At 63.5% G+C, this 20,348-nt stretch carries 21 protein-coding genes; 2 read left to right on the top strand and 19 right to left on the bottom strand.

Annotation, left to right across the window (positions count from 1 at the left end; all coding sequences use genetic code 11):
- Positions 1-212: 212 nt before the first annotated feature.
- From VVD49_RS17430 to VVD49_RS17365, 14 genes are all read right to left on the bottom strand, one after another.
- Positions 213-1,058 (bottom strand): arylamine N-acetyltransferase family protein, encoded by an 846-nt coding sequence (locus tag VVD49_RS17430; protein ID WP_327600486.1) that lies wholly within the window; start codon positions 1,056-1,058, stop codon positions 213-215.
- Positions 1,059-1,092: 34 nt separating this feature from the next.
- Positions 1,093-1,521 (bottom strand): YeeE/YedE family protein, encoded by a 429-nt coding sequence (locus tag VVD49_RS17425; protein WP_327600485.1) that lies wholly within the window; start codon positions 1,519-1,521, stop codon positions 1,093-1,095.
- Complete coding sequence (locus tag VVD49_RS17420; RefSeq protein ID WP_327600484.1) at positions 1,521-1,955, bottom strand: YeeE/YedE family protein; 435 nt, start codon at positions 1,953-1,955, stop codon at positions 1,521-1,523. The genes VVD49_RS17425 and VVD49_RS17420 overlap by 1 nt, the downstream gene beginning before the upstream one ends.
- Positions 1,956-2,091: 136 nt before the next feature.
- Positions 2,092-2,790 (bottom strand): HAD family hydrolase, encoded by a 699-nt coding sequence (locus VVD49_RS17415; protein ID WP_327600483.1) that lies wholly within the window; start codon positions 2,788-2,790, stop codon positions 2,092-2,094.
- Between the two features lie 6 nt (positions 2,791-2,796).
- The gene (locus VVD49_RS17410) at positions 2,797-3,018 is read right to left on the bottom strand and encodes a hypothetical protein (RefSeq protein ID WP_327600482.1); all 222 of its coding nucleotides are present in this window, start codon (positions 3,016-3,018) and stop codon (positions 2,797-2,799) included.
- A gap of 235 nt (positions 3,019-3,253) precedes the next feature.
- Positions 3,254-3,952, bottom strand: coding sequence for a glutathione binding-like protein (locus VVD49_RS17405; protein WP_327600481.1), 699 nt, complete (start codon positions 3,950-3,952; stop codon positions 3,254-3,256).
- 22 nt (positions 3,953-3,974) lie between these two features.
- A complete protein-coding gene (locus VVD49_RS17400; protein ID WP_327600480.1) occupies positions 3,975-4,301 on the bottom strand; it encodes a ferredoxin family protein in 327 nt (108 codons plus the stop codon).
- Positions 4,298-5,941 (bottom strand): FAD-binding protein, encoded by a 1,644-nt coding sequence (locus VVD49_RS17395; RefSeq protein ID WP_327600479.1) that lies wholly within the window; start codon positions 5,939-5,941, stop codon positions 4,298-4,300. Before VVD49_RS17395 ends, VVD49_RS17400 begins: the two co-directional genes overlap by 4 nt.
- A gap of 390 nt (positions 5,942-6,331) precedes the next feature.
- Positions 6,332-6,709, bottom strand: coding sequence for a Rap1a/Tai family immunity protein (locus VVD49_RS17390; RefSeq protein ID WP_327600478.1), 378 nt, complete (start codon positions 6,707-6,709; stop codon positions 6,332-6,334).
- Between the two features lie 241 nt (positions 6,710-6,950).
- A complete protein-coding gene (locus tag VVD49_RS17385; protein ID WP_327600477.1) occupies positions 6,951-7,556 on the bottom strand; it encodes a YdeI/OmpD-associated family protein in 606 nt (201 codons plus the stop codon).
- Between the two features lie 10 nt (positions 7,557-7,566).
- Positions 7,567-8,004: an SRPBCC domain-containing protein gene (locus tag VVD49_RS17380; RefSeq protein WP_327600476.1), complete on the bottom strand. Its 438-nt coding sequence runs from the start codon at positions 8,002-8,004 to the stop codon at positions 7,567-7,569.
- Positions 8,005-8,200: 196 nt separating this feature from the next.
- Positions 8,201-10,141: an ABC transporter ATP-binding protein gene (locus VVD49_RS17375; protein ID WP_327600475.1), complete on the bottom strand. Its 1,941-nt coding sequence runs from the start codon at positions 10,139-10,141 to the stop codon at positions 8,201-8,203.
- Positions 10,138-10,941 carry a dienelactone hydrolase family protein gene (locus tag VVD49_RS17370; protein WP_327600474.1) on the bottom strand — a complete coding sequence of 268 codons (804 nt, stop codon included), beginning with the start codon at positions 10,939-10,941 and terminating at the stop codon, positions 10,138-10,140. The genes VVD49_RS17375 and VVD49_RS17370 overlap by 4 nt, the downstream gene beginning before the upstream one ends.
- 128 nt (positions 10,942-11,069) lie before the next feature.
- Positions 11,070-12,377, bottom strand: a complete 1,308-nt coding sequence (locus tag VVD49_RS17365) for an MFS transporter (RefSeq protein WP_327600473.1) — start codon at positions 12,375-12,377, stop codon at positions 11,070-11,072.
- A 251-nt stretch (positions 12,378-12,628) separates the two neighbouring features.
- On the opposite strand from VVD49_RS17365, the gene VVD49_RS17360 reads away from it, so the two are divergent.
- Positions 12,629-13,549, top strand: coding sequence for a transporter (locus VVD49_RS17360; RefSeq protein WP_327600472.1), 921 nt, complete (start codon positions 12,629-12,631; stop codon positions 13,547-13,549).
- A 59-nt stretch (positions 13,550-13,608) separates the two neighbouring features.
- Here VVD49_RS17360 and VVD49_RS17355 read toward each other — a convergent pair whose 3' ends face one another.
- The 5 genes from VVD49_RS17355 to VVD49_RS17335 all read right to left on the bottom strand — a co-directional run bounded on the left by VVD49_RS17355 (position 13,609) and on the right by VVD49_RS17335 (position 19,054).
- Positions 13,609-14,445 (bottom strand): NADPH-dependent oxidoreductase, encoded by an 837-nt coding sequence (locus VVD49_RS17355; RefSeq protein ID WP_327600471.1) that lies wholly within the window; start codon positions 14,443-14,445, stop codon positions 13,609-13,611.
- 182 nt (positions 14,446-14,627) lie between these two features.
- Positions 14,628-15,443: an ABC transporter permease gene (locus VVD49_RS17350; RefSeq protein WP_327600470.1), complete on the bottom strand. Its 816-nt coding sequence runs from the start codon at positions 15,441-15,443 to the stop codon at positions 14,628-14,630.
- Positions 15,444-15,452: 9 nt separating this feature from the next.
- Positions 15,453-16,346, bottom strand: a complete 894-nt coding sequence (locus VVD49_RS17345; RefSeq protein WP_327600469.1) for an ABC transporter permease — start codon at positions 16,344-16,346, stop codon at positions 15,453-15,455.
- A 113-nt stretch (positions 16,347-16,459) separates the two neighbouring features.
- A complete protein-coding gene (locus VVD49_RS17340; RefSeq protein ID WP_327600468.1) occupies positions 16,460-17,623 on the bottom strand; it encodes an ABC transporter substrate-binding protein in 1,164 nt (387 codons plus the stop codon).
- A gap of 273 nt (positions 17,624-17,896) precedes the next feature.
- Complete coding sequence (locus VVD49_RS17335) at positions 17,897-19,054, bottom strand: ABC transporter substrate-binding protein (protein WP_327600467.1); 1,158 nt, start codon at positions 19,052-19,054, stop codon at positions 17,897-17,899.
- 386 nt (positions 19,055-19,440) lie between these two features.
- On the opposite strand from VVD49_RS17335, the gene VVD49_RS17330 reads away from it, so the two are divergent.
- Entirely contained in the window at positions 19,441-20,343 is a 903-nt protein-coding gene (locus VVD49_RS17330; RefSeq protein ID WP_327600466.1) for a class I SAM-dependent methyltransferase, read from the top strand.
- The last annotated feature ends 5 nt before the right edge of the window (positions 20,344-20,348 follow it).

The raw sequence follows: 20,348 nt of genomic DNA, 5'->3' as shown, positions 1-20,348 counted from the left end.
AGGGCGTCAGTTAGCGAAGCGCATTGCGCCGGATGTTCAGAAGTGGATACGCCTCGCGCTTCTGGTAGGAGCGGGCCATGCCCGCCACATCATGCGTCCAATACCGGCCAGTGCTGTGGAGCTTCCTGCGTGGTCGCGGGCGTGGCCCGCTCCTACATCGCCAGTGATGACGCCCTCAAGCGTCTGTGGATGCAGAGAGCGTGAGCAGGCTCTCAGGGTTTGGGTCTGGCCGCAGCTTCCTTCAGCAGCGCCGACCAGTCGCCACGCAGTGAAATGCCGAAGTCATCGAGCAGGCTGACCGCGATGGCGTCCGCATCGAGTTCGCGTCGCTCGACCTGCCCATCCGCATGGCGGATCGTCAACTGCGCATTCACCAACACGTGGCGTATCGCGTCGCGTGTGCGGGTCACGACAAGATTCTGGTGAAAGCCCGAATCGGGGTGCGTCGAGATCAGCCAGTTGGCGGCCAGCAGGTCGGCAGGTGTTGCTGCGGGCACCACCAGATCGTAGATCGGCAACCACTCCCCGGATATCTGGTACTCGAGCCGCAGTTCACCGTCTATCGGTACGAGGCGCGCAGCTTCGTGATGGGTGGCCTGGGCTTCGTGCACATCCATGCGTAGCGGTGTCGTCAGCATGCAGGCACCGAAGCCGACATCGGCGAGCCAGTCGACGCCATCGAGGCGCACGCGCAGCGCCATGTGGGTGCGCACCATGCCCCGATCCCGCGACCGTGCCCAGCGCGAGCGCGCAATCAGCGGCTCCACCTTGAAGTCCAGCGTGCGCAGTACGCGCAGGAACAGCGTGTTCTGCTCGAAACAATACCCACCGCGCCCCGCGTGGATCAGCTTGGCATCGAGCGCTTCGGCATTCATGTGAATCGCCTCGCGCGCGAACACGTCCAGCGTCTCGAAAGGAATGGAGGCCGGGTGCAGGCGGTGCAAGGCTTGCAGCGTGGCGAGTGTCGCCGTGCGCGAACCGGTGTAGCCGATGCGCGCGAAATAAGCATCCAGATCGACTGGCGCGAAGTCGAGATCGCCAAGATAGAGGCCGCCCATGAGGTCCTTTGCTATGTCGTTGTGTGTGGGAGTTTCATGCCTTCTTGCGCCACGAGGCGAGCCAGCGCTGCAGGCCGGCGCCGACCAGCATGGCGGGCAGGAAGATCCAGGTCTCGCTGTTCGGCGCTGCCAGCGCAGCGATCGCCGGGCTGGGGCAGTAACCGCTGATGCCCCAGCCAATGCCGAAGAGCGCGGAACCGATCAGCAGTTGCGGATCGATTGCCGTCTTTGTCGATAGATGGAAATGCTCATCGAATAACGGTGCCTTGCGTCGCAGGATGAAGCGGAAGCTCACCAGCGTGACGGTGACGGCGCCACCGAGCACGAACAGCAGGCTGGGGTCCCACGCGCCGGCGAAATCCAGAAAGCCCAGCACCTTGGATGGCTGCGTCATCTGCGCAGCGGCGAGGCCGAGACCGAACAGGGCGCCCGCAGCGAGCGCGGCAAGTACTCGGGCGATCATCACTGGATACCCGCGAGGTGACGCACGACGAAAACAGTGACGATACCGATACCGAGGAACACCAGCGTCGCCACCAGCGAGCGCAACGAGAGACGGCCCAGACCGCAGACGCCATGCCCGCTCGTGCAACCACCTGCCAGCGAAGTGCCGAAGCCGACCAGCAGACCACCCAGCGCCAGCAACCATCCCGGGAAGGTGGCACGCGCGAGGGGCGCGCCACCCCAAAACGCATAGTACGCAGCAGCACCCGCGACGAGGCCGAAGAGGAAAGCCAGACGCCACGCCCCTTCGCTTGCAGACCAGGGCAGCAGGCGCGAGACGACACCGCTGACGCCTGCAATGCGGCCCGTGAGCCATAGCAGCACGCTTGCGGCGCTGCCGATGAGCAGGCCGCCGATCAAGGCGCTGTAGGGGGTGAAGTTGCTTACCTGCATGGTTCAGGCCTTATCGGTTAAGTCCGGTATGTTGCCGCAGACGTTTGCATGAGAACGTCTTCGCATCTTAACGAGGTATGCAATGAGTCGATACCAGCGCATTCCGATGAAACCGATAGCCTTGCGCACAAGACATTCATGGCGACGATGACAGACCGTGAAGCGACAGCAGGCTGGATAACGAGCCTACGATCGCAAGCGACTCATCGGGATGAGCAGCAGTCGCATCGCGATTGAGCCAGACGCCCAGCAACCCGGCATTGCGCGCGCCCTCTGCATCGGCGCGCAGCGAGTCACCGACAAACGCCGCTGCCTCGGCCGGACAGGAGACGCGTGCGAGAAATCGCCTGAAGATCTCTGCATCAGGTTTGGCAACGCCCTCGCTCTCAGAGATCAGGATGGCCGAAAAGAAATCCGCGATGCCCAGCGCCTCGATGACCGAGCCTTGCAGGCGCGCCCGGCCATTGGTGATCAGTCCCAGGGTCAGACCGCGGGACCGGAGCGTGGAGAGTGTCTCGAGCGCATCCGCAAAGAGACATGCGGAGAGATGGAAGTTGTCCTCATAGTCGGCCAGCAGCTCCTGCCAGGTGCGGGGCAAGAGCCATTCCGTGGTGAGGATTTGATAGACCCGGTCTTTCCAGACCATGCCGCCCGCATCCAGCGTGATGAAGCGTTCGCGCCACGTGGCGAGCGGCACATGCGGTGCCAACGCAAGGCGCTCGTGCTGGGCTTCGATGAAGAGGCGCAGCGAGGTCTCGCGATCGTGCAGCGTGCCGTCGAGGTCGAAGCCGATTGCCTCGAGCGCTGGCGATGAGGGAGACGCTGCATGGGACATCAGCGGCTATGTCTGGCGAACATGGCGTAGCGCATAGACGTAAGACTTCACGCCCTTCTTGCTGATCCATTCGCACTCGACGGGATGATCGGGATGCTGGTGGCGCAGCTCATCGTCCCAGGGCCTGCCCGTCACCGTGCCGGTCTCGGGATCGAGGGCGACCCAGCCGAGCTGGCTGTCGTATTCGATGAAGAGCTCGGGCTTGTCTTCGCGTGCGAAGCGAGACACGCCGGATTCAGCCTGGACCCGGTGAAAGACGTAGATGAGCCCGTCCAGCAGGCGGTGGAGTTCGAATGTCCGGATTGCTGGAGGAGAGTGCTCTGAGCTCATGCGGTGTGGCAATTGGAGAAGCGCATTGCACCGGCTGTTCTGCACGAGCTGGCCATGCCTGCGACAGCGCACGTCCAATCAAGCTCAGTGCCATCGAGTTGCCTGCATGGCCGGCTCCTGCAGAGCATGGCGCTCAACGCACCGTGCTCGCATCCTGTCCGAAAAGAATCTTCTTCGAGACTTCATCCACCGAGGGCTTGCTGCCGGGATTTACTTCTTCAGCGCGGGCGTACGCACGCAGCGTCGCAGGCCGGGCCTTGATTGCTTCGAACCAGCGTTTCAGGTTCGGGAAGTCGTCGAGATTCTGGCGTTGCTTCTCGTGCGGCACGATCCACGGGTAGCTGGCGATATCGGCGATCGAGTAGTCGCCGGCGATAAACTCGCGATCGGCAAGGCGCTTGTTGAGCACGGCATAGAGGCGCGCCGTCTCTTTCACATAGCGCTCGATCGCATAGGGAATCGCTTCGCTGTATTGCGTGAAGTGGTGGTTCTGTCCGGCCATCGGGCCGAGGCCGCCCATTTGCCAGAACAGCCATTGGATCGTCTCCGTGCGGCCGCGCAGGTCTTGCGGGATGAGCTGCTTCGTCTTGTCGGCGAGGTAGAGCAGGATCGCGCCGGACTCGAAGATGGAGAGTGGCGCGTCACCGTCGGCAGGGGCGTGATCGACGATGGCCGGAATGCGGTTGTTCGGTGCGATCTTGAGGAAGTCTGGCTTGAACTGCTCGCCCTTGCCGATGGCGACGGGAAAGAGTCGATAGGGCAGGCCGGTCTCCTCGAGGAAGAGGGTGATTTTGTGGCCGTTCGGGGTGGTCCAGTAGTGCAGGTCGATCATTTTTTCTGTCTCGTCTTCTTTCTCAGTATTTACTCAACATGCGGAATGACTGGTCGGCGCTGCGCAGTTGCTCGCTGCCTTTGCTCCAGCCCACCGCTTTGCGATAGCCGCCCAGCAGGCCGGCTTGTTCGAGCGCGGCTTCGTCGGCGTGGTCAACGCCGTTCGCGTTGGGCGAGACGTACAGTGCATCCACCGGGCAATACAGCTCGCACATGAAGCAGGTCTGGCAGTCCTCCTGCCGCGCGATGCGGGGTGGCGCATCCGGCACTACTTCGAAGACATTCACCGGGCAGGCTGGCACGCAGAGGTTGCAGGCGATGCAGCGGGTTTCGCTGATGAGTTCGATCACGCTGCGACCTCCACACCTGCCGTGCTCGGCACGGGCGTCGTGGCGGGGCGCGTGGTCACCCAGATATCATCGAGACCGCCGGTCGTGATGAGGTGATGCTGGCCCGCATCGATGGCGGGGAAGTCCTCGCGCTTGTGCATGCCGCGGGTCTCCGTGCGTGCCAGCGCGCTGCGATACATCCAGCGTGCGGTGGCAGTCATCGCGGCGGCTTCGCGTGCGGCGATGGCAGACAAGGCGTCCGGCGCACGCGTGTCGCGCAGCTGGCGCCATAGCGTATCGAGACGGCCGAGGGATTGCGTCAGCGTGTCGGCATGGCGGAAGTAGTTGTACTGGTAGGGGAACACCTCCGCCTGTACGGCCTGCACCTGGCTGCGTACGTCGGCAACGTAGGCACCTCCCGCGACAGGACGCAGGTTGGCACCACCGGCAGACCGCAGCTTGCGGTGTGCCAGGCTGCCGCCTTGCTGGCGCACGAAGTCGGCCGCGCCGGCACCCGCCCAGTATCCGGAGGACATGGCCCATGCGGCGTTGTGGCTACCGCCGCCGGTGAAGCCGCCGCAGATCAGTTCGCGCGTGGCTGCGTCGCCGGCTGCGTAGAGACCCGCGACCGAGGTAGCGCAACTGTCGTCGAGGATGCGCAAGCCGCCCGTGCCGCGCACCGTGCCTTCGAGGCGCAGCGTGACGGGGAAGCGTTGCGTGAAAGGGTCGATGCCGAGGCGGTCGAACGGCAGGAAGAAGTTCGGCTGGGCCAGGCGCAGCGAAGCGTGCAGCGAGGGATCGGCCTTGTCGAGAATTGCATACACCTTTCCGCTCAGCAGGGTCCTGGCGATTGGCGAGCGATGCTGACCGCTGGCGCCTTCGATCACCGAGCCGTCTTCACGCAGGAAGGTCGCGTAGCGATAGAACGCCGTCTTGGTCACCGACGAAATCTCCGGCGAGATGCCGTAGGCACTGGAGAACTCCATGCTGCTGAGCTGGGCGCCGACTTCGGCCGCCATCAGGTAACCGTCACCGGTCAGCACATTGCAGCCCAGCGCGCGCGACAGGAAGGCGCAGCCGCCGGTGGCGATCACGACTGCACCGGCACGCACCTGCCAGTGCTCGTTCTTCTGGCGGCTGACACCCGATGCGCCGGCCACCGCGCCTTGTTCGTCGACCAGCAACTCGAGTGCAGGGCTGTGGTCGAGAATGCGCACGCCGGCCTGCTTCACGCGTTTGCGCATCAGGCGCATGTACTCCGGGCCCTGCAGCGAACCACGACGACGCTGGCCTGCCTCGTCGCTCGGGAAGGGGTAGCCCCACTGATCGAGTTGATGCACATTGGACCAGGTCTGGTCGAGCACGCGTGCCATCCAGCCACGGTCGGCAAGGTAGCCGCCAAGCTGCTCGCGGCTGGCCATCGCTTCTTCGCGCAGGGCCGGCTCGGGTGGAATGAACCACACCCCATTGCCGGAAGGCGCCGCCGCACCCGAGGTGCCGCAGTAACCCTTGTCCGCCAGGATCACGCGCGCGCCATGCGCCGCGGCATTCACGGCCGCCCATGTGCCGGCAGGGCCGCCGCCGACGACGAGAACATCCGCCTCGTATTCGCTCGAGCCCGCGTGACTCGCGATTTCCAGATGGCTATCGAAACTTCCCATATGACCTCCCTGACGACATGCGTGGCAATCAAGGATTCGCTTTCTGCAAGGGCTATGCCATGCGGTAGAGCGTGTCGTGACGGGAGATCGGGCGTTGCGGGTGGTCAGGAATGAACAGTGGGGGCAGCAGGGTGTGGAGGGTGGTGCAGTGGATAGATGTCGTGGGGGCCCGGAGATCGATCACGATACTTGAAAATACATCGTCATCCCGGCGAAGGCCGGGATCCAGATCGTGCGTCGGGTACTGGATCCCGGCTTCCGCCGGGATGACGAGCGTGCGAGAGGTTTTGCTGTCTGAACGCCTGGAGGCAATCTGTAGCGTGGATGCAGGCTCGCCGGAATCCGGGGCTCGCTACCCGGATTGCGCTGCGCTTCATCCGGGCTGCTTGCTTATTTCTTGCAGGGCCATGCAACAGTAAAGCCAACAATCAGGCCGGGTAATACGGCCTTGTTCAGTAGCTCCGGCCGTTGGCTTAGAAACTTGATTGCCACGCGCACAGTCTGCAGTAGTGATGCGTCTTCGGGGATGCAAAAGGTTTTCATGCTCTCCGGCAACATCAATGCCATTTCTGAAAAAGCCGTCATATACCCAGTGCACATAGTTCCGCGCATCAAGGTTTCCGGGTCTCTTGCTCCGCCATCGACGGCCTGCATCAAGCCGCTGCATTGCCTCAGAAATTCATTCCCACTGGTAAGGCCGCTCGCTTCTCCGGCCCGCACCCCCCCGATCATCAACGTCAACACGCAAACCATCAATGCTAATTTCATGTCCCCCCCCTTGCTTGTAAGCGCGACAATATACCCCTGCGGAGACCCGAAAACACCCCAATGGCGCGCTCAAGCCCCCACGGGTCGGTACTATTGGTGAATCAGCAAGCAGGGCGCAATAACCGAAGGGCATTGCGCCGGATGTTTCCACTTGTAAGTCAGCGCCGTGCTCCGGCGCAATGCGCTGCGCTTATTGACGCCCTACACGATGAGCCCAATCCACCGGCTTGCTGGGTGAAAACTATCTGTCATCCATCCCCTTACCCGCAAGTATCTGCGGGGTGCACTTCTCGACGCGCGCGGCGCGCGTGCTCGACTGCTTGGCCGATGAGAAGTGCAGCAGGTAGGCACGTTGACGTCCGGGGGTGAGGGCGGCGAAGGCTTTCTTGAGGGCGGGGGATTTGTCGAGCTGTACCTGGAATTCCGCGGCGACCTCGAATTCGGTCGTCTCCTTGTACTCGACCTTTGCGCCGGATTTCTCGACGTCGATGGCGGCCTGGATGTACTGCTTCAGTACGGCCTTCTGCGAAGTGATTTCCTTCAAGGTCGTGAAGCGGATCTGGCGGCCGCCCTGTACGTTTTTCGTCTGCTGGATGAGGATGCCGTTCGGGTCCGGCATCAGTGCGCCCTTGAAGAAGAGCAGGGCGCAGTACTCCTTGAAGCCGTGGATGATCAGGACATTGCCGTCGTTGATCGTGTAGCAGGGCTGGCCCCATTTGCGCTCTTCGGTGAGTTCGCTGGCGAGTGCGAGCTTGCGCAGCTCCGCAAGTTCGTCGTGCCAGGTCGCTTCTTTCTCGAAGAAGCTGTCGAGTTCCGGATTGGCTTTCGCTGCGGCGCTTTTGCTCATGTGATCTTCCTTAGCTACGTTGGACTTCGGCGGCGAGGCGCTGCAGGTTCTGCTCATTGGCGCCGGCCACGAACTGGGCGATGCCTGCGTAGTGCTCGATGGTGTCGAAGGTCTGGCGCCAGTACACGCCGGTACCGTCGCCCGAGGCTTGCAGCGTGATGGTCAGGATGAAGTGGTGGCCGGAGAGGTGTTCGATCTCGAAGAGTTCGCCGGGCACGAGGCGCGTGAAGCGGCTCTCGTTCGGGTAATCGGTGCCGTCCGGCGCGTGCATGGTGAGCAGCCAGGTGCCGCCGGGCTGGAACTCGAATTTGTGGATGGTATTGCGAAAGCCGTCCGGGCCCCACCAGCGTTCCACGCGGGACGGCTCGCTCATGGCGGCGAAGACCTCGGCGGGTTTCGCCGCGATGAAGATGCTGCGTGCATCCGAACGCTTGTCGATGGGTTCCATGCTGTGCCCTTCCGATTGATGGCCCGCGCGAACGCCTGGAGGCTGCCCGAGATTTCTCGAAACACCTGTCATGCCGGCGAGGGCCGGGATCCAGATCATACGCCGGGTGCTGGGTCCCGGCTTTAGCCGGGATGACGGGCTTGTTCCGGGGGAAAGGGTGTTGGGGGCGGTAGAGGTCATGGGGCCCTACGATGTGTCAGGCGACGTGGGGCGCCGCGCGCTCCTTCTCGTCGATGGCGGTGGTGGGGCTCTCGGCGGCTGCGCTGAGCGGCGCCTCGTTGTGTACCGGCGTGGGCGATGCTTCAGGCAGGAAGCCGCCGGCCTGGCGGCTCCACAGGCGGAAGTATTCGCCCTGGCGTGTCAGTAGCTCGTTGTGCGTGCCGTCGTCGACGATGCGGCCGTTGGCGAAGACGAGAATGCGGTCGAGGTGCGCGATGGTGGACAGGCGGTGGGCGACGACGATGACGGTCTTGCCGTGCATGACTTCGTCCAGCGTGTTCTGGATGGCATTCTCGGTGATGGAGTCGAGAGCCGACGTGGCTTCGTCGAGGATCAGTACCGGTGCGTTCTTGAGGATCACGCGCGCGATGGCGATGCGCTGGCGCTGGCCGCCGGAGAGCTTGACACCGCGTTCGCCCACCATGGCGGCATAGCCTTCCTTGATCTCGGCGATGAACTCGTGCGCGCTGGCCTTGCGGGCCGCGGCGACGACTTCATCATCGCTGGCTTCGACACGGCCGTAGCGGATGTTCTCCAGCAGGCTGCGGTGGAACAGGCTGGGGTCCTGCGGGATCAGCGACAGCTGGGCATGCAGCGAATCCTGCGTGACGTGGCGGATGTCCTGCCCGTCGATGAGGATCTGCCCACCCTGCGGATCGTAGAGGCGCAGCAGGAGGCTGACGAAAGACGACTTGCCCGAGCCGGAGAGGCCGACGAGGCCGACGCGTTGCCCGGCGGGGATGCTGACATCGAGATGCGAGAAGACGCGGGCGCTGTCGTCTTTCTCCCCGTCGTAGGCAAAGCTCACGTCGCGGAATTCGATGGCGCCGCGCGTCACGGCCAGCGTCTTCGCGTCGTCGTCATCGACCAGTTCGTGGCCCTGCACGATGGTGTGTACGCCATTGGCGACGTTGCCGATGTATTCGAAGAACTCGAGGAAGCGGCGGCTGAGGTTGCGTGCTTCGTTGATGATGAGCAGCGACAGGCTCACCGCCATCACGAAGTCGCCCACCGAGATCATGCCGGCATCCCACAGGGTCAGCGCGTAGTAGAGCAAGCCGATCTTGAGCACGGCGGAGGCAGAGAACTGGAACCAGCGTACGCGTTCGGAATAGCCGTTGGAGCGGCGCACGGCTTGCAGTTCGGAGGCCAGCGTGACGTCGAGGTTCTGCCGCTCGAAGCCGAAGCGCGCGAACAGGCGCGCGCTGGTGACATTGGTCACCGAGTCGACGATGACACCGGTGGTCTCGCTGCGAGCCGAGGCGGCCTTGAAGGCATGTGGCTGGCACTTCTTCGCCAGCCAGAAGGAGATGCCGATGAAGCACACCGCCCACACGGAGGCGAAGATGCCAAGCTGTGCGTGTGCGTTGAACAGCAGCGCGATGGATACGCCGATAATGATGGTGATCGGCCAGAACTCCGTGATGATGGACCACAGGGTTTGCGTGACGCCCATCGAAGTCTCGGAGATGCGATGCGCGAGTGCGCCGGCAAAGTTGCCGCTGAAATAACGGTGCGAGTGGTACTGCAGGTACTCATAGACGTGGCGCGAGACGTTTTGCCGCTGACGTGGCCCGAGGCGGATCTGGATCGCACCGGCGAGGCGGCCGAAGATCACTTCTCCGATGCTGAAGGCGAAGAACAGCACCAGGGGGCCGCGCAGGCTGTGGATGATGCTGCCCGCATGTGCGGCGAGCCCCTGTGTGGCGGTAACGGCCTTGATGATGGTCGACAGCGCGTACGGGATCAGGATGCCGCAGGTAGCGTTGAGCGTCTCGAACAACACCATGCCGGCGTAGCGCCAGCGGTATTGCGCAACGAAGTACAGGATGAAGCGGAACGGCGTGGCCGGCAGGTGCGGTACGCCGGGCGCACGCTGGAAGTTGTCGCCCTCTTGCGCGTGGGCGGTTGCGCTCACAGGCCGTGCTCCTTGAACCAGCCTTGCAGCAAGAGCCAGCCGTCTTCCGCCTCGAACTTGCGGAAGCTCGGCCGGTAGTCGGCGTAGAAGGCGTGCGGCGCCTCCGGATAGACATGGATGCGCGATGCGCTGTCGGCGGCAGTCAGCGCGTTCCGCAGGGCCTCGACCGTGTCCAGCGGTATGCCGGCGTCCTGCCCGCCGTAGAGGCCGAGCACGGGGGCCTTGAGTTGCGCAGCGACGTCGATGGGGTGACGTGGTTGCAGCGCGCTCTGGGGCCCGACCAGCTTGCCGTACCAGGCGACAGCAGCCTTCACGCGTGGCTGGTGCGCGGTGTAGAGCCAGGTGATGCGGCCGCCCCAGCAGAAGCCGGTGATGCCGAGGCGATCCACATCGCCACCGTTCGCCGCAGCCCAGGTGACCGTGGCGTCGAGGTCGGCGAGCACCTGCTCGTCGGGCACCTTGCTGACGATCTTCTCGCGCAGCTCGTCGATACTGGCGATCTTCGACGGATCGCCCTGGCGGAAATACAGCTCGGGCGCGATGGCGAGATAGCCGAGTTTCGCGAGACGACGGGCCACGTCGCGGATGTGCTCGTGCACGCCGAAGATCTCCTGCACGACGAGGATGACGGGGTGCTGCGTGCCGCTCGCAGGCGCTGCGCGGTAGGCGGGGATCTCTTCGGCGCCGCGCCTGATGGTGATGTCGCCTTCGATGAGACCTGCGTTATCAGTGTGGATCACGGTGTCGGTCGCCAGTGAAACGGCGGGGGAGAAACCTGCGGGCGTGGATGGCTGACTCATGACGTGCTCTCCTGAGTTCGGTTATACGATCGTCATCCCGGCGAAGGCCGGGATCCAGTACCGGACCTGCAATCTGGATCCCGGCCTTCGCCGGGATGACGGACTTTCGTTGGTGGTTCGGTGTTCTGTCAGATGCTTGCTTTGGCGGTGTCGAGTTCGGCGAGGGATTCCCCATCCTGCTGCCTTGCTTCCTGCCGTCTCTTCTCTTCGGCTTCGACATGCGGGAAGCGGTCCATGCGCGTCAGCACCGGGAAGCGCCACATCCAGAGTCCGGTGACGACCAGCGTTGCGACGCCGCCGATGACGATGGCAGGCAGCAGGCCGAAGGCGCCCGCGGCGAGGCCGGATTCGAATTCGCCGAGTTCGTTGGAGGCGCCGATGAACACCGCATTCACCGCACTGACGCGGCCACGGATTTCGTCGGGCGTTTCCGTCTGCACGAGGATGTGACGGATGTAGACGCTGACCATGTCGCCTGCGCCGGTGAGTAGCAGGGCGATCAAGGCCACGCTGAAGCTGGTCGTCAGCCCCATCATGATCGTCGCGGCGCCGAACACTGCGACGCCGCCGAACATCCACATGCCGACGTGGCGGCGGATCGGCAGGAAGGCCAGCACAACGGCGACCAGTGCCGAGCCCACTGCGGGTGCGGTTCGCAGTAGGCCCAGCGCTGTCGGCCCGGCGTGCAGCACGTCATGTGCGTAGGCAGGCAGCAGGGCGACGGCGCCGCCGAACAGCACGGCGAAGAGATCAAGCGAGATGGCGCCGAGCATCGCCGGCCGTGACCAGACGAAGCGCAGGCCTTCGAGTACGGAACGGGATTGGGTCGGCGCGGCGCTGGTCTGGCGCGTGGTGTGGAGCAACCAGGCCAGCACGGCGGAGATGCCCAGCAGCGCCGCCGCAATCGCATACACGGTCGTTGCGCCCGCGAGGTAGAAGAGGCCGCCCAGTACCGGTCCGGCAATGACTGCGACATGGAAGCTGGAGGAGCTGACGGCAACTGCCTGGCCGAAGTCTTTCTGCGGCACCAGGTTCATGATGATGGCCTGCTGCGCCGGCATGCTGAAAGCACGCGCTGCGCCGAACAGGGTGAGCACGGCGAATACCGGCCAGGCACTGGTCAGGCCGACGAAGGACAGGCCGAGCAGCAGCGACGCACAGATGAGCTGCAGCACGAAGCAGGCGAAGATGATGTTGCGGCGGTCGAAGCGGTCGGCGGCTTGCCCGGCAGGCAGCACCAGCACGATGAAGGGCGCGAACTGCGCCAGCCCGATGAGGCCCAGGTCGAACAGGCTGCCGGTCAGTTGATACACCTGCCAGCCGACCGCCACGCCCTGCATCTGCACGGCCAGCGTGCCGATCAGCTTGGCGACGAGGTAGAAAGAAAAATTGCGATGGCGCAGGACGCCGAGAGATTCTTTTCTAAGCAAGGACATTCAGAAATTACCGGGCCGCACTGAAGCGGTAGTGAGGCGAGGGGATTCGCCGGGCTGCGAGAGGAGGTGTGACAATTTTCCTCTCATGTCGTGCGGGCTGCTGTATCGATTTGTATGTGCTTAAGACCGCAAATCCCGCCATTTCCGTTCGGCCGCGCCGGGGCGCAATAATCGGTCCCGGTTTTGGCCGTTGCAGATGCGTTGCGTGGAACGCGCAGGTGGTATCGTCAGGGGAATCAAGAGGGCTCCGTATGAAACCATTTCGCATGAGCGTGCTGCTGGCGTTGCGCCTCGCCGGGGCCATGACGCTTGTTGCCGGCGGCTCGGCTTGCGCGCAGCAACTCGAACCGCGCGCCTATGCTCCCCTGCCTGTCGACCTGAACGTGCTCGGCTTGGCGGCAGCCTACTCGCGCGGCGACGTGGCGGTCGATCCATCGGTGCCCATCAGCAATGCGCAAGCGAGGCTGGTGGTCGTGGCGCCCTTCTACGCGCATTCCTTCGACCTGCTCGGCAGGCAGGCCGGTGTCTCGCTGGTGATGCCCATCGCCGACATCAATGGCCATGGCGAGCTGCAGGGGCAGGCGCGCGAGGTCAAGCGCACAGGGCTGGGCGATCCCGTCATGCGTTTCTCGATCAACCTGCTCGGTTCGCCTGCGCTGACCGCGCAACAGTTCGCGACCCGCAAGCGCGAGACGATTCTGGGCGCCAGCCTGTCGGTGGTGGCGCCACTGGGCGACTACGACTCGACGAAACTGGTCAACCTCGGCTCCAACCGCTGGGCTTTCAAGCCGGAGCTGGGCCTGTCGCAGCCCGTTGGCGATTGGGATCTGGAACTCTACGCCGGTGTCTGGCTGTTCACCGACAACGACAACTTCTACGGCGGGCTGGTGCGCAAGCAGGAGCCGATGATGTCCACCCAGAGCCACGTGGTCTACACCTTCCAGCCCGGCCTCTGGGCGTCGTTCGATTTCACGTACTACGTGGGCGGCGCGACGACGGTGGGCGGCAAGCCCAAGGACGACCGCAACGACAATAGCCGCGCCGGCTTGACCCTGGCCTTGCCGGTGGCACGCCAGCACGCCTTGAAGCTCTCGTGGTCGCGCGGCGTGACGGTGCGCATCGGCCAGAACTTCACCGTGCTCGGGGCGTCCTGGTCCTACGCCTGGTTCTGAGCCGCTCGTCACCACGAACCGTTGCGAGCCCGCACAGGAATGGCAACAACCGGGTTCGTTCATTTCAGCTCGAAGCCCTGCACGCCGAGTTGCTCCCGCAGTTTGTCGCGGCCGCGCAAGGCCGAGACGCTGCGCACGCGCTCGAGTGTGCGCTCCGTCCAGCGTGCTGGTGGCAGGCCTTGTGAGCGATTGAAGTCTGCAATCAGCGTGTCGTAGCGCGCGATGCCTGCATCGACAGGCGCTGTGTTGTATTGCTCGCGGTGCAGCACCAGCTCCTGCGGCAAGCGCGGCTTGACGCTGGCGGGGCGCGCTGCGTCGGGCACGCCGACAGCCAGTCCGAACAAGGGGAAAACGCCTTGCGGCAAGCCGAGCTCCCGGGCGACTTCGAGTGGCTGGTTGCGCAGGGCGCCGACGTACACCGTGCCGAGGCCCAGCGACTCTGCCGCAGTGACCACGTTCTGTGCGGCGAGCGCGGCGTCGATGGCGCCCATCAGGAAGGTGTCGAGATACTGCAGGCCTTCCGCCTCGACCTGGCCGGCATCGGCAATGTGCTGCAGGCGTGACAGGTCGGCCAGCCAGGCGAGGAACAGGGGCGCTTCTCGAATGAACTCCTGGTCCGCCGCGAGAGTCGCCACGCGCGATTTCCGCTCAGGCTCTTCGAGCGAGACGACGCTGAAAGTCTGCAGGTTCGATGAGCTCGGTGCGGATTGCGCCGCGGCGATCAGCAGCTCGAGAGTGCCGGCGGGCAAGGCGTCCTTGCGGAAACCGCGCACCGAGCGATGCGCGAGCAGCGTCTCCAGCACGGGGTTGATGGCGTCTGGCGCGTAGCGCGAGGCAGAGGCCGGGATGTGATCGGCACCGTAGCGTGCACGCAGGAGTTCGAGTGGATCTGACATGGTGTTTCCCCGTTTTGAATTTGATCTGATCTGTTGCAACAGAGTAGGCGAACTGCCGCGCCCGAATTAGAACCCCGTCATTCCCGCGAAAGCGGGAATCCACGTGTCCCACTTGTTTGTCTTCTTGGTGAGCGTGGATTCCCGCTTTCGCGGGAATGACTTGAGAGAGTGGGGCTGATACGTCACGCAAACCGCGCCACGCTGGTCCCGCGCCAGCCCAGCAAACGTCGCTCGGCAAGCTGCGACAACAGGTTCAGCGAGTAGCCCACCAGGCCGACGACGATGACGCCGAGAATCACCTGGTCGAACCAGAAGTGTTCGCGCCCGTCGACCATCAGGTTGCCGATGCCGGCGCCCGAGGTGAGGACGTATTCGGCACCGAGGGTGGCGATCCACGAGTACATCAGCGCCAGCTGGATGCCGGTGAGAATGGACGGCAATGCCGATGGAATGATCACGCGGCGTATCAGTTGCCAGCGCGAGAAGTCGAACACGCGTGCGACTTCGAGCAGCTCGCGCGGCACGCTGCGGATGCCTTCGTAGGTGTTGAGCACGGTCGGGAAGAATGCAGCCAGCGACAGGAAGGCCACCTTGGAGGGATCGCCCAAGCCGAACCACAGCGAGATGAGCGGAATCCACGCCAGCAGCGACACCTGTTTGACCGTGTGGAAGGTCGGGCCGACGATCTTGTCGACGAGGCGCGACATGCCCATCGCGGTGCCAACCACGAGGCCGATCACCGTGCCGATGGCGAAGCCGATGAGGTCACGCCGCAGGCTGGCGGAGAGCGACTCCCACAGGTAGCCATTGCTCGCGAGTTTCACGAAGGTGTCCCACACCTTGGCGGGTGGCGCGAGGAAGTCGGTGCGTATCCAGCCAAACGTGAATGCGCCTTGCCAGAGGAGCAGCAGCGCGATGGGCAGGGCGATGCCACGCAACGGTTTCTTCCAGCGCGCCGGAATGAAACCGCCGGAGCTTGTGTGTGTGTTCTGACTCATGGGTGTCCCTTAGAAACTCGCGCGGCGCCAGCGCAGCAGGCGTGCTTCGACGATGGCCAGCACTTTGTCCAGCGTGAAGCCGACGGCGCCGACGACGATGACGGCCGAGATCACGACGTCGAGCTGGAACAGCTGACGGCCATAGACCAGCAGGAAGCCGAGGCCTTCGCTGGAGGCCAGCAGTTCCACCGCGACCAGTGCCAGCCAGGCCTTGGTGAGACCGAAGCGCACGCCGCTCCAGATCTGCGGGAAAGCTGCGGGGAATACCACCTTGCGTAGCAACTGCCAGCGCGTGAAGGAGTAGACGCGGGCCACTTCGATGAGACGCGTCGGCACGTTGCTGATGCCCTGGTAGGTGTTGATCGCCACCGGTGCCAGCACGGCCTTGGTGATGAGGATGATCTTCAGCGACTCCTCGATGCCGACCAGCATCATCAGCAAGGGCAGCCAGCCCAGCGAGGGCACCTGCGCGAAGGCGTTGAAGGTCGGATAGAGATAGTCCTTGGCGACGGGAGACAGGCCCATCGCAGTGCCCAGCAAGAGGCCCGCAACGGTACCTGCCGCGAAACCGTAGAGCACGCGCTGCAGACTGATGTTCAGGTTGGTGAGGATGTCGCCGCTGTGCCACAGCTCACCGAAGGTTTGTGCGACGAAGTCCGGCGCGGGCAGGATCTGCTCGGCCACCCAGCCGTACTTCGCGGAAGCCCACCACAGCAGGAAGACCCCGAGCGGCAGTATCCATGCGAGCAAGAGACGCGCTGCCGAATTGCGCAGGCTGGAGAGCTGCTCACGCAACCAGTGTGCGATGCCTTTGCGGGAAGTTGCGCCAGCTGGCGCTTGCGCACCCAGCGGAAGCTCAGGCGCGCGCAGGTTGGCCTGGGGGGTTATGACTAGCGATGACATCCGGGTCTCCCGATGCTGAATGGGGAACTGAACAAGAATCTGAGTGCGATTCGCGAGAAGCATCGTCATCCCGGCTTTCGCCGGGACGACGGTCTATCTTTTGCCGAGCCGGCTTACTTCGCTGCCACCGTGCGCAGATTCGCAGCGGGCGCAGCAGCAGCCTTGGCGGCCGCTGCCTTGATCGGCTTGCCGTTCACGTCGTACGGCGTCCAGAAGTTCTCGAGCTTCAACTCCTTCAGTGCGGCATTGACGAAGCTGCGATCAATCCACGGTTCGACTTCGAAGGTCTTGCGTGTGAGCTTGTACTCGTAGGCGTCTTTCACCACGTCCTTGTAGCGACCAACGAGGAAGGGGTCGAACAGGGGGCTGAAGCGTGGGCTGAGGTCGGGGCCGTAGTCCTCGGCCAGCGTGCTCTCCGAGTACACGCCGGGGATGGCCCACAGCTTCAGCACTTCGGCGCGGTTTTCCGGCAGCGAGCCCCAGTGCGCAGTTTTCACCAGCACCTTGACGATGCGCTTGGTGGTCTCCGGGTACTTGGTCGCGAACTCGTCATCGACATGAACATGAGCCTGGCGCGTGTAGATGGGCGAGTCGCCATTGCTGGTGTAAAGGATCTTCAGCTTGCCTTCATCGCGCAGCGCGAGCAGGTCGAAGCTGCCAAACAACGCGTCGATATCACCATTGAGCAAGGCTGCCTTGCCCGAGGCGGTGTCGAGGTTGACTACCTTGACGTCGCGCTCGGTCAGGCCATTGGCACGCAGCAGGCGGTTGATCGGGGTCTGCGAGTTGGTGCCCTTGAAGAACGAGATCTTCTTGCCGCGCAGTTCCTTGACCGACTTCAGCGTGGAGTTGGGCGGGATGGCCAGGTAGATGTTGCTGCGTGCGCTATTGGGCAGCAGCAGGCGTGTCTTCAGGCCCGCTGCGCGGCCGATGGCAGAGGGCAGGTCGCCATGCATGGCGAAGTCGATCTGTTTGTTGGTGAAGGCTTCGTTGACTGCCGGGCCCGCGCCCTTGAAGAACAGGAATTCGAGCTTGGTGTTGTCGTTCTTGAACTCTTCTTCGAACCAGCCTTTGGCGTACGCGATGCCGGCGGTGCCCGCGGTGTATTGCGGTGGCGTGCCAACCTTGGGGCTGGCGAACGCGAAGCGGATGACAGGTGGTGGCGCTTCGGCCTGGGCCGACAGCGAGAAGCCCTGCGCGGCGATCAGCAGCAGGCCGGCGACCCAGCGTCGCAGGCTACGCTGTCGTTTCGATTTTTCTTCATATGCATTAATCATTTTGTGATGTTCCTGTTCAGTGTCGTGGAGGGTGTCGATGTGTGCCGCCACGCGAATGGCTGGGGTCACTGCCTGTGGTGCACGGACCATGCCAATGGCCATCCCCTTGATTTGAAAGCGTCGACGCAAAGCGACGCGGCAGAACTGCTGCGCGATCAACAGTGCGCTGCTTCGCGATCAGCAGGTGTGGGGGAATGGGCGTTCCGGATTTATTGACGACGCACGAAGAGCGGGCCGGCGCCATGGCACCAGCCCGTTCGTGTGGAGGTGCTGTTACTTGCTTGCCGTTCGCACGGTTGCGGGCGCGGCAGCAGCCTTGGCGGCTGCGGACTTGATCGGCTTGCCGTTCGCATCGAGCGGCGTCCAGAAGTTCTCGAGCTTCAACTCCTTGAGCGCTGCGTTCTGGAAGCTGCGATCAATCCAGGGTTCGACTTCGAAGGTCTTGCGCGACAGCTTGTACTCCAGCGCATCCTTCACCACGTCCTTGTAGCGACCGACGAGGAAGGGGTCGAACAGGGGGCTGAAACGTGGGCCGAGGTCGGGGCCGTAGTCCTCGGCCAGTGTGCTCTCCGAGTACACGCCGGGGATGGCCCACAGCTTCAGCACTTCGGCGCGGTTCTCAGGCAACGAGCCCCAGTGCGCAGTTTTCACCAGCACCTTGACGATGCGCCTGGTGGTCTCCGGGTACTTGGTCGCGAATTCGTCATCGACGTGGATGTGCCCCTGGCGCGTGTAGATGGGCGAGTCACCGTTGCTGGTGTAGAGGATTTTCAGCTTGCCCTCGTCGCGCAGGGTGAGCAGGTCGAAGCTGCCGAACAATGCGTCGATGTCGCCATTGAGCAGGGCCGCCTTGCCGGACGCCGTATCGAGATTCACCACCTTCAGGTCACGCTCGGTCAAGCCATTGGCACGCAGCAGGCGATTGATGGGCGTCTGCGAATTGGTGCCCTTGAAGAAGGACACTTTCTTGCCCTTCAACTCCTTTACCGACTTGAGCGTCGAGTTCGGCGGCACGGCGAGATAGATATTGCTGCGCGCATTGTTGGCAAACAGCAGGCGGGTCTTGAGGCCGGCGGCGCGACCGATGACGGAAGGCAGGTCACCGTGCGACGCGAAGTCGATCTGCTTGTTGGTGAAGGCCTCGTTGACTGCCGGGCCTGCACCCTTGAAGAACAGGAACTCGAACTTCGTGTTGTCGTTCTTGAACTCCTCCTCGAACCAGCCCTTGGTGTAGGCGATGCCTGCGGTGCCGGCGGTGTATTGCGGCGGCACGCCGACCTTGGGGCTGGCAAATGCAAAACGGATGACGGGCGGCGGTGCCTCGGCCTGTGCTGACAGTGACAGGCCTTGCGCCGCGATGAGCAGAAGCGCCCCTATCCAGCGTCGCGCGCGGCCCTGCTGTTTCGGGTTTTCTTCATATGCATTTCTCATGGTTTCATACTCCCTGTTGCGTATCGATATGTGCCGCCATGCGGATGCCTGTGGTCGCAACTCGTACTGCACGGACCATGCCAACGGTCATCTCCTTGATTTGAAAAGGGCGAGAGAAAATCCGCCGGCTCAAGGCGCTGCGAGTGCAACAGCGCACTGCTGTGCGATCACCACGCATGCTCCGTCTCGCAACGGCAAGGGCACATTGCCGTCACTGCACTGCGCATCTAGCGGATGTTGAAAGTGCAGCATCCCGGGCGCATGGGTGCTGGCGATGTAGCAGGCTGGCGGCCCTGTCATCGTCAGAAGCGCCGTGGCTGCTGAAAACCGGGAGTGGCCCGGCATTTGCAATGTGCATGCTTTGCAACCGACAGAGCACGCTGCCCATGCAAAATCCCTCGTGTGTTTCATCTTCCGCTGCACCGCGCCCTTGCCATGCAGGCGCGCGCCTGATTCGCCGCCTGCGCTCGGCGACAAATTCGCTGGCCTGCCGCGTCGCGTGTGGGCTCGGGGTGGCGTTGCTCATCCCGCCTGCAATTGCAGCTATTGCAGCTGATACGGATGCCCTGGCAGCACAGATTGCCTCGCCGCATCGCGCAGAGAGCAACCGTGCGCGCGATGCCTATCGTCATCCGCTGGGCACCCTGGAGTTCTTCGGCCTGCGCGACGACCAGACTGTCGTCGAGATCTGGCCCGGTGGTTCGGCATGGTGGACCGAGATCCTTGCGCCCTACGAGCACGCCAGGGGCCGATACATCGCAGCCATCCCGCCGGAGCAGGGCGCTTCGGAAGAGGCGCTGAAGGGCAACCGCAGCTTCGCCGACAAGCTGGCGAGCGACCCGGCGCGTTACGGCAAGGTGCAGCTCGCGCGGTTTCCCGCGCAGGACATCGTGCCTGCGGGAAGTGCCGACGTCGTCCTGAGTTTTCGCAACCTGCACAACTGGCTGACGACCAACTCTGCCGACGAAGCCTTCGCGAGCTTCTATCGCGCGCTCAAGCATGGCGGCACGCTTGGCCTGGAAGATCACCGCGCGCGCCTGGATGAGCCCGCCGATGCGCAACTGAAGAAGGGCTATGTGCGCGAGGAAGAGGCCGTGCGTCTCGCCGAGAAAGCCGGCTTCCGTCTGGTTGCGCGCTCGACGGTCAACGACAACCCGAAGGACACCAAGGACTATGCCGAAGGCGTATGGACCTTGCCGCCCACCTATCGATTGAAAGCCGAAGATCGCGCGCGCTACAGCGCAATCGGCGAGAGCGACCGCTTCACCCTGAAATTCGTCAAACCCTGAAGGAG

Origin of the sequence: Uliginosibacterium silvisoli, assembly GCF_036017035.1 — a bacterium.
Taxonomy (GTDB): Bacteria; Pseudomonadota; Gammaproteobacteria; order Burkholderiales; family Rhodocyclaceae; genus Viridibacterium; species Viridibacterium silvisoli.
This window is presented reverse-complemented; position numbering and strand designations above follow the sequence as displayed.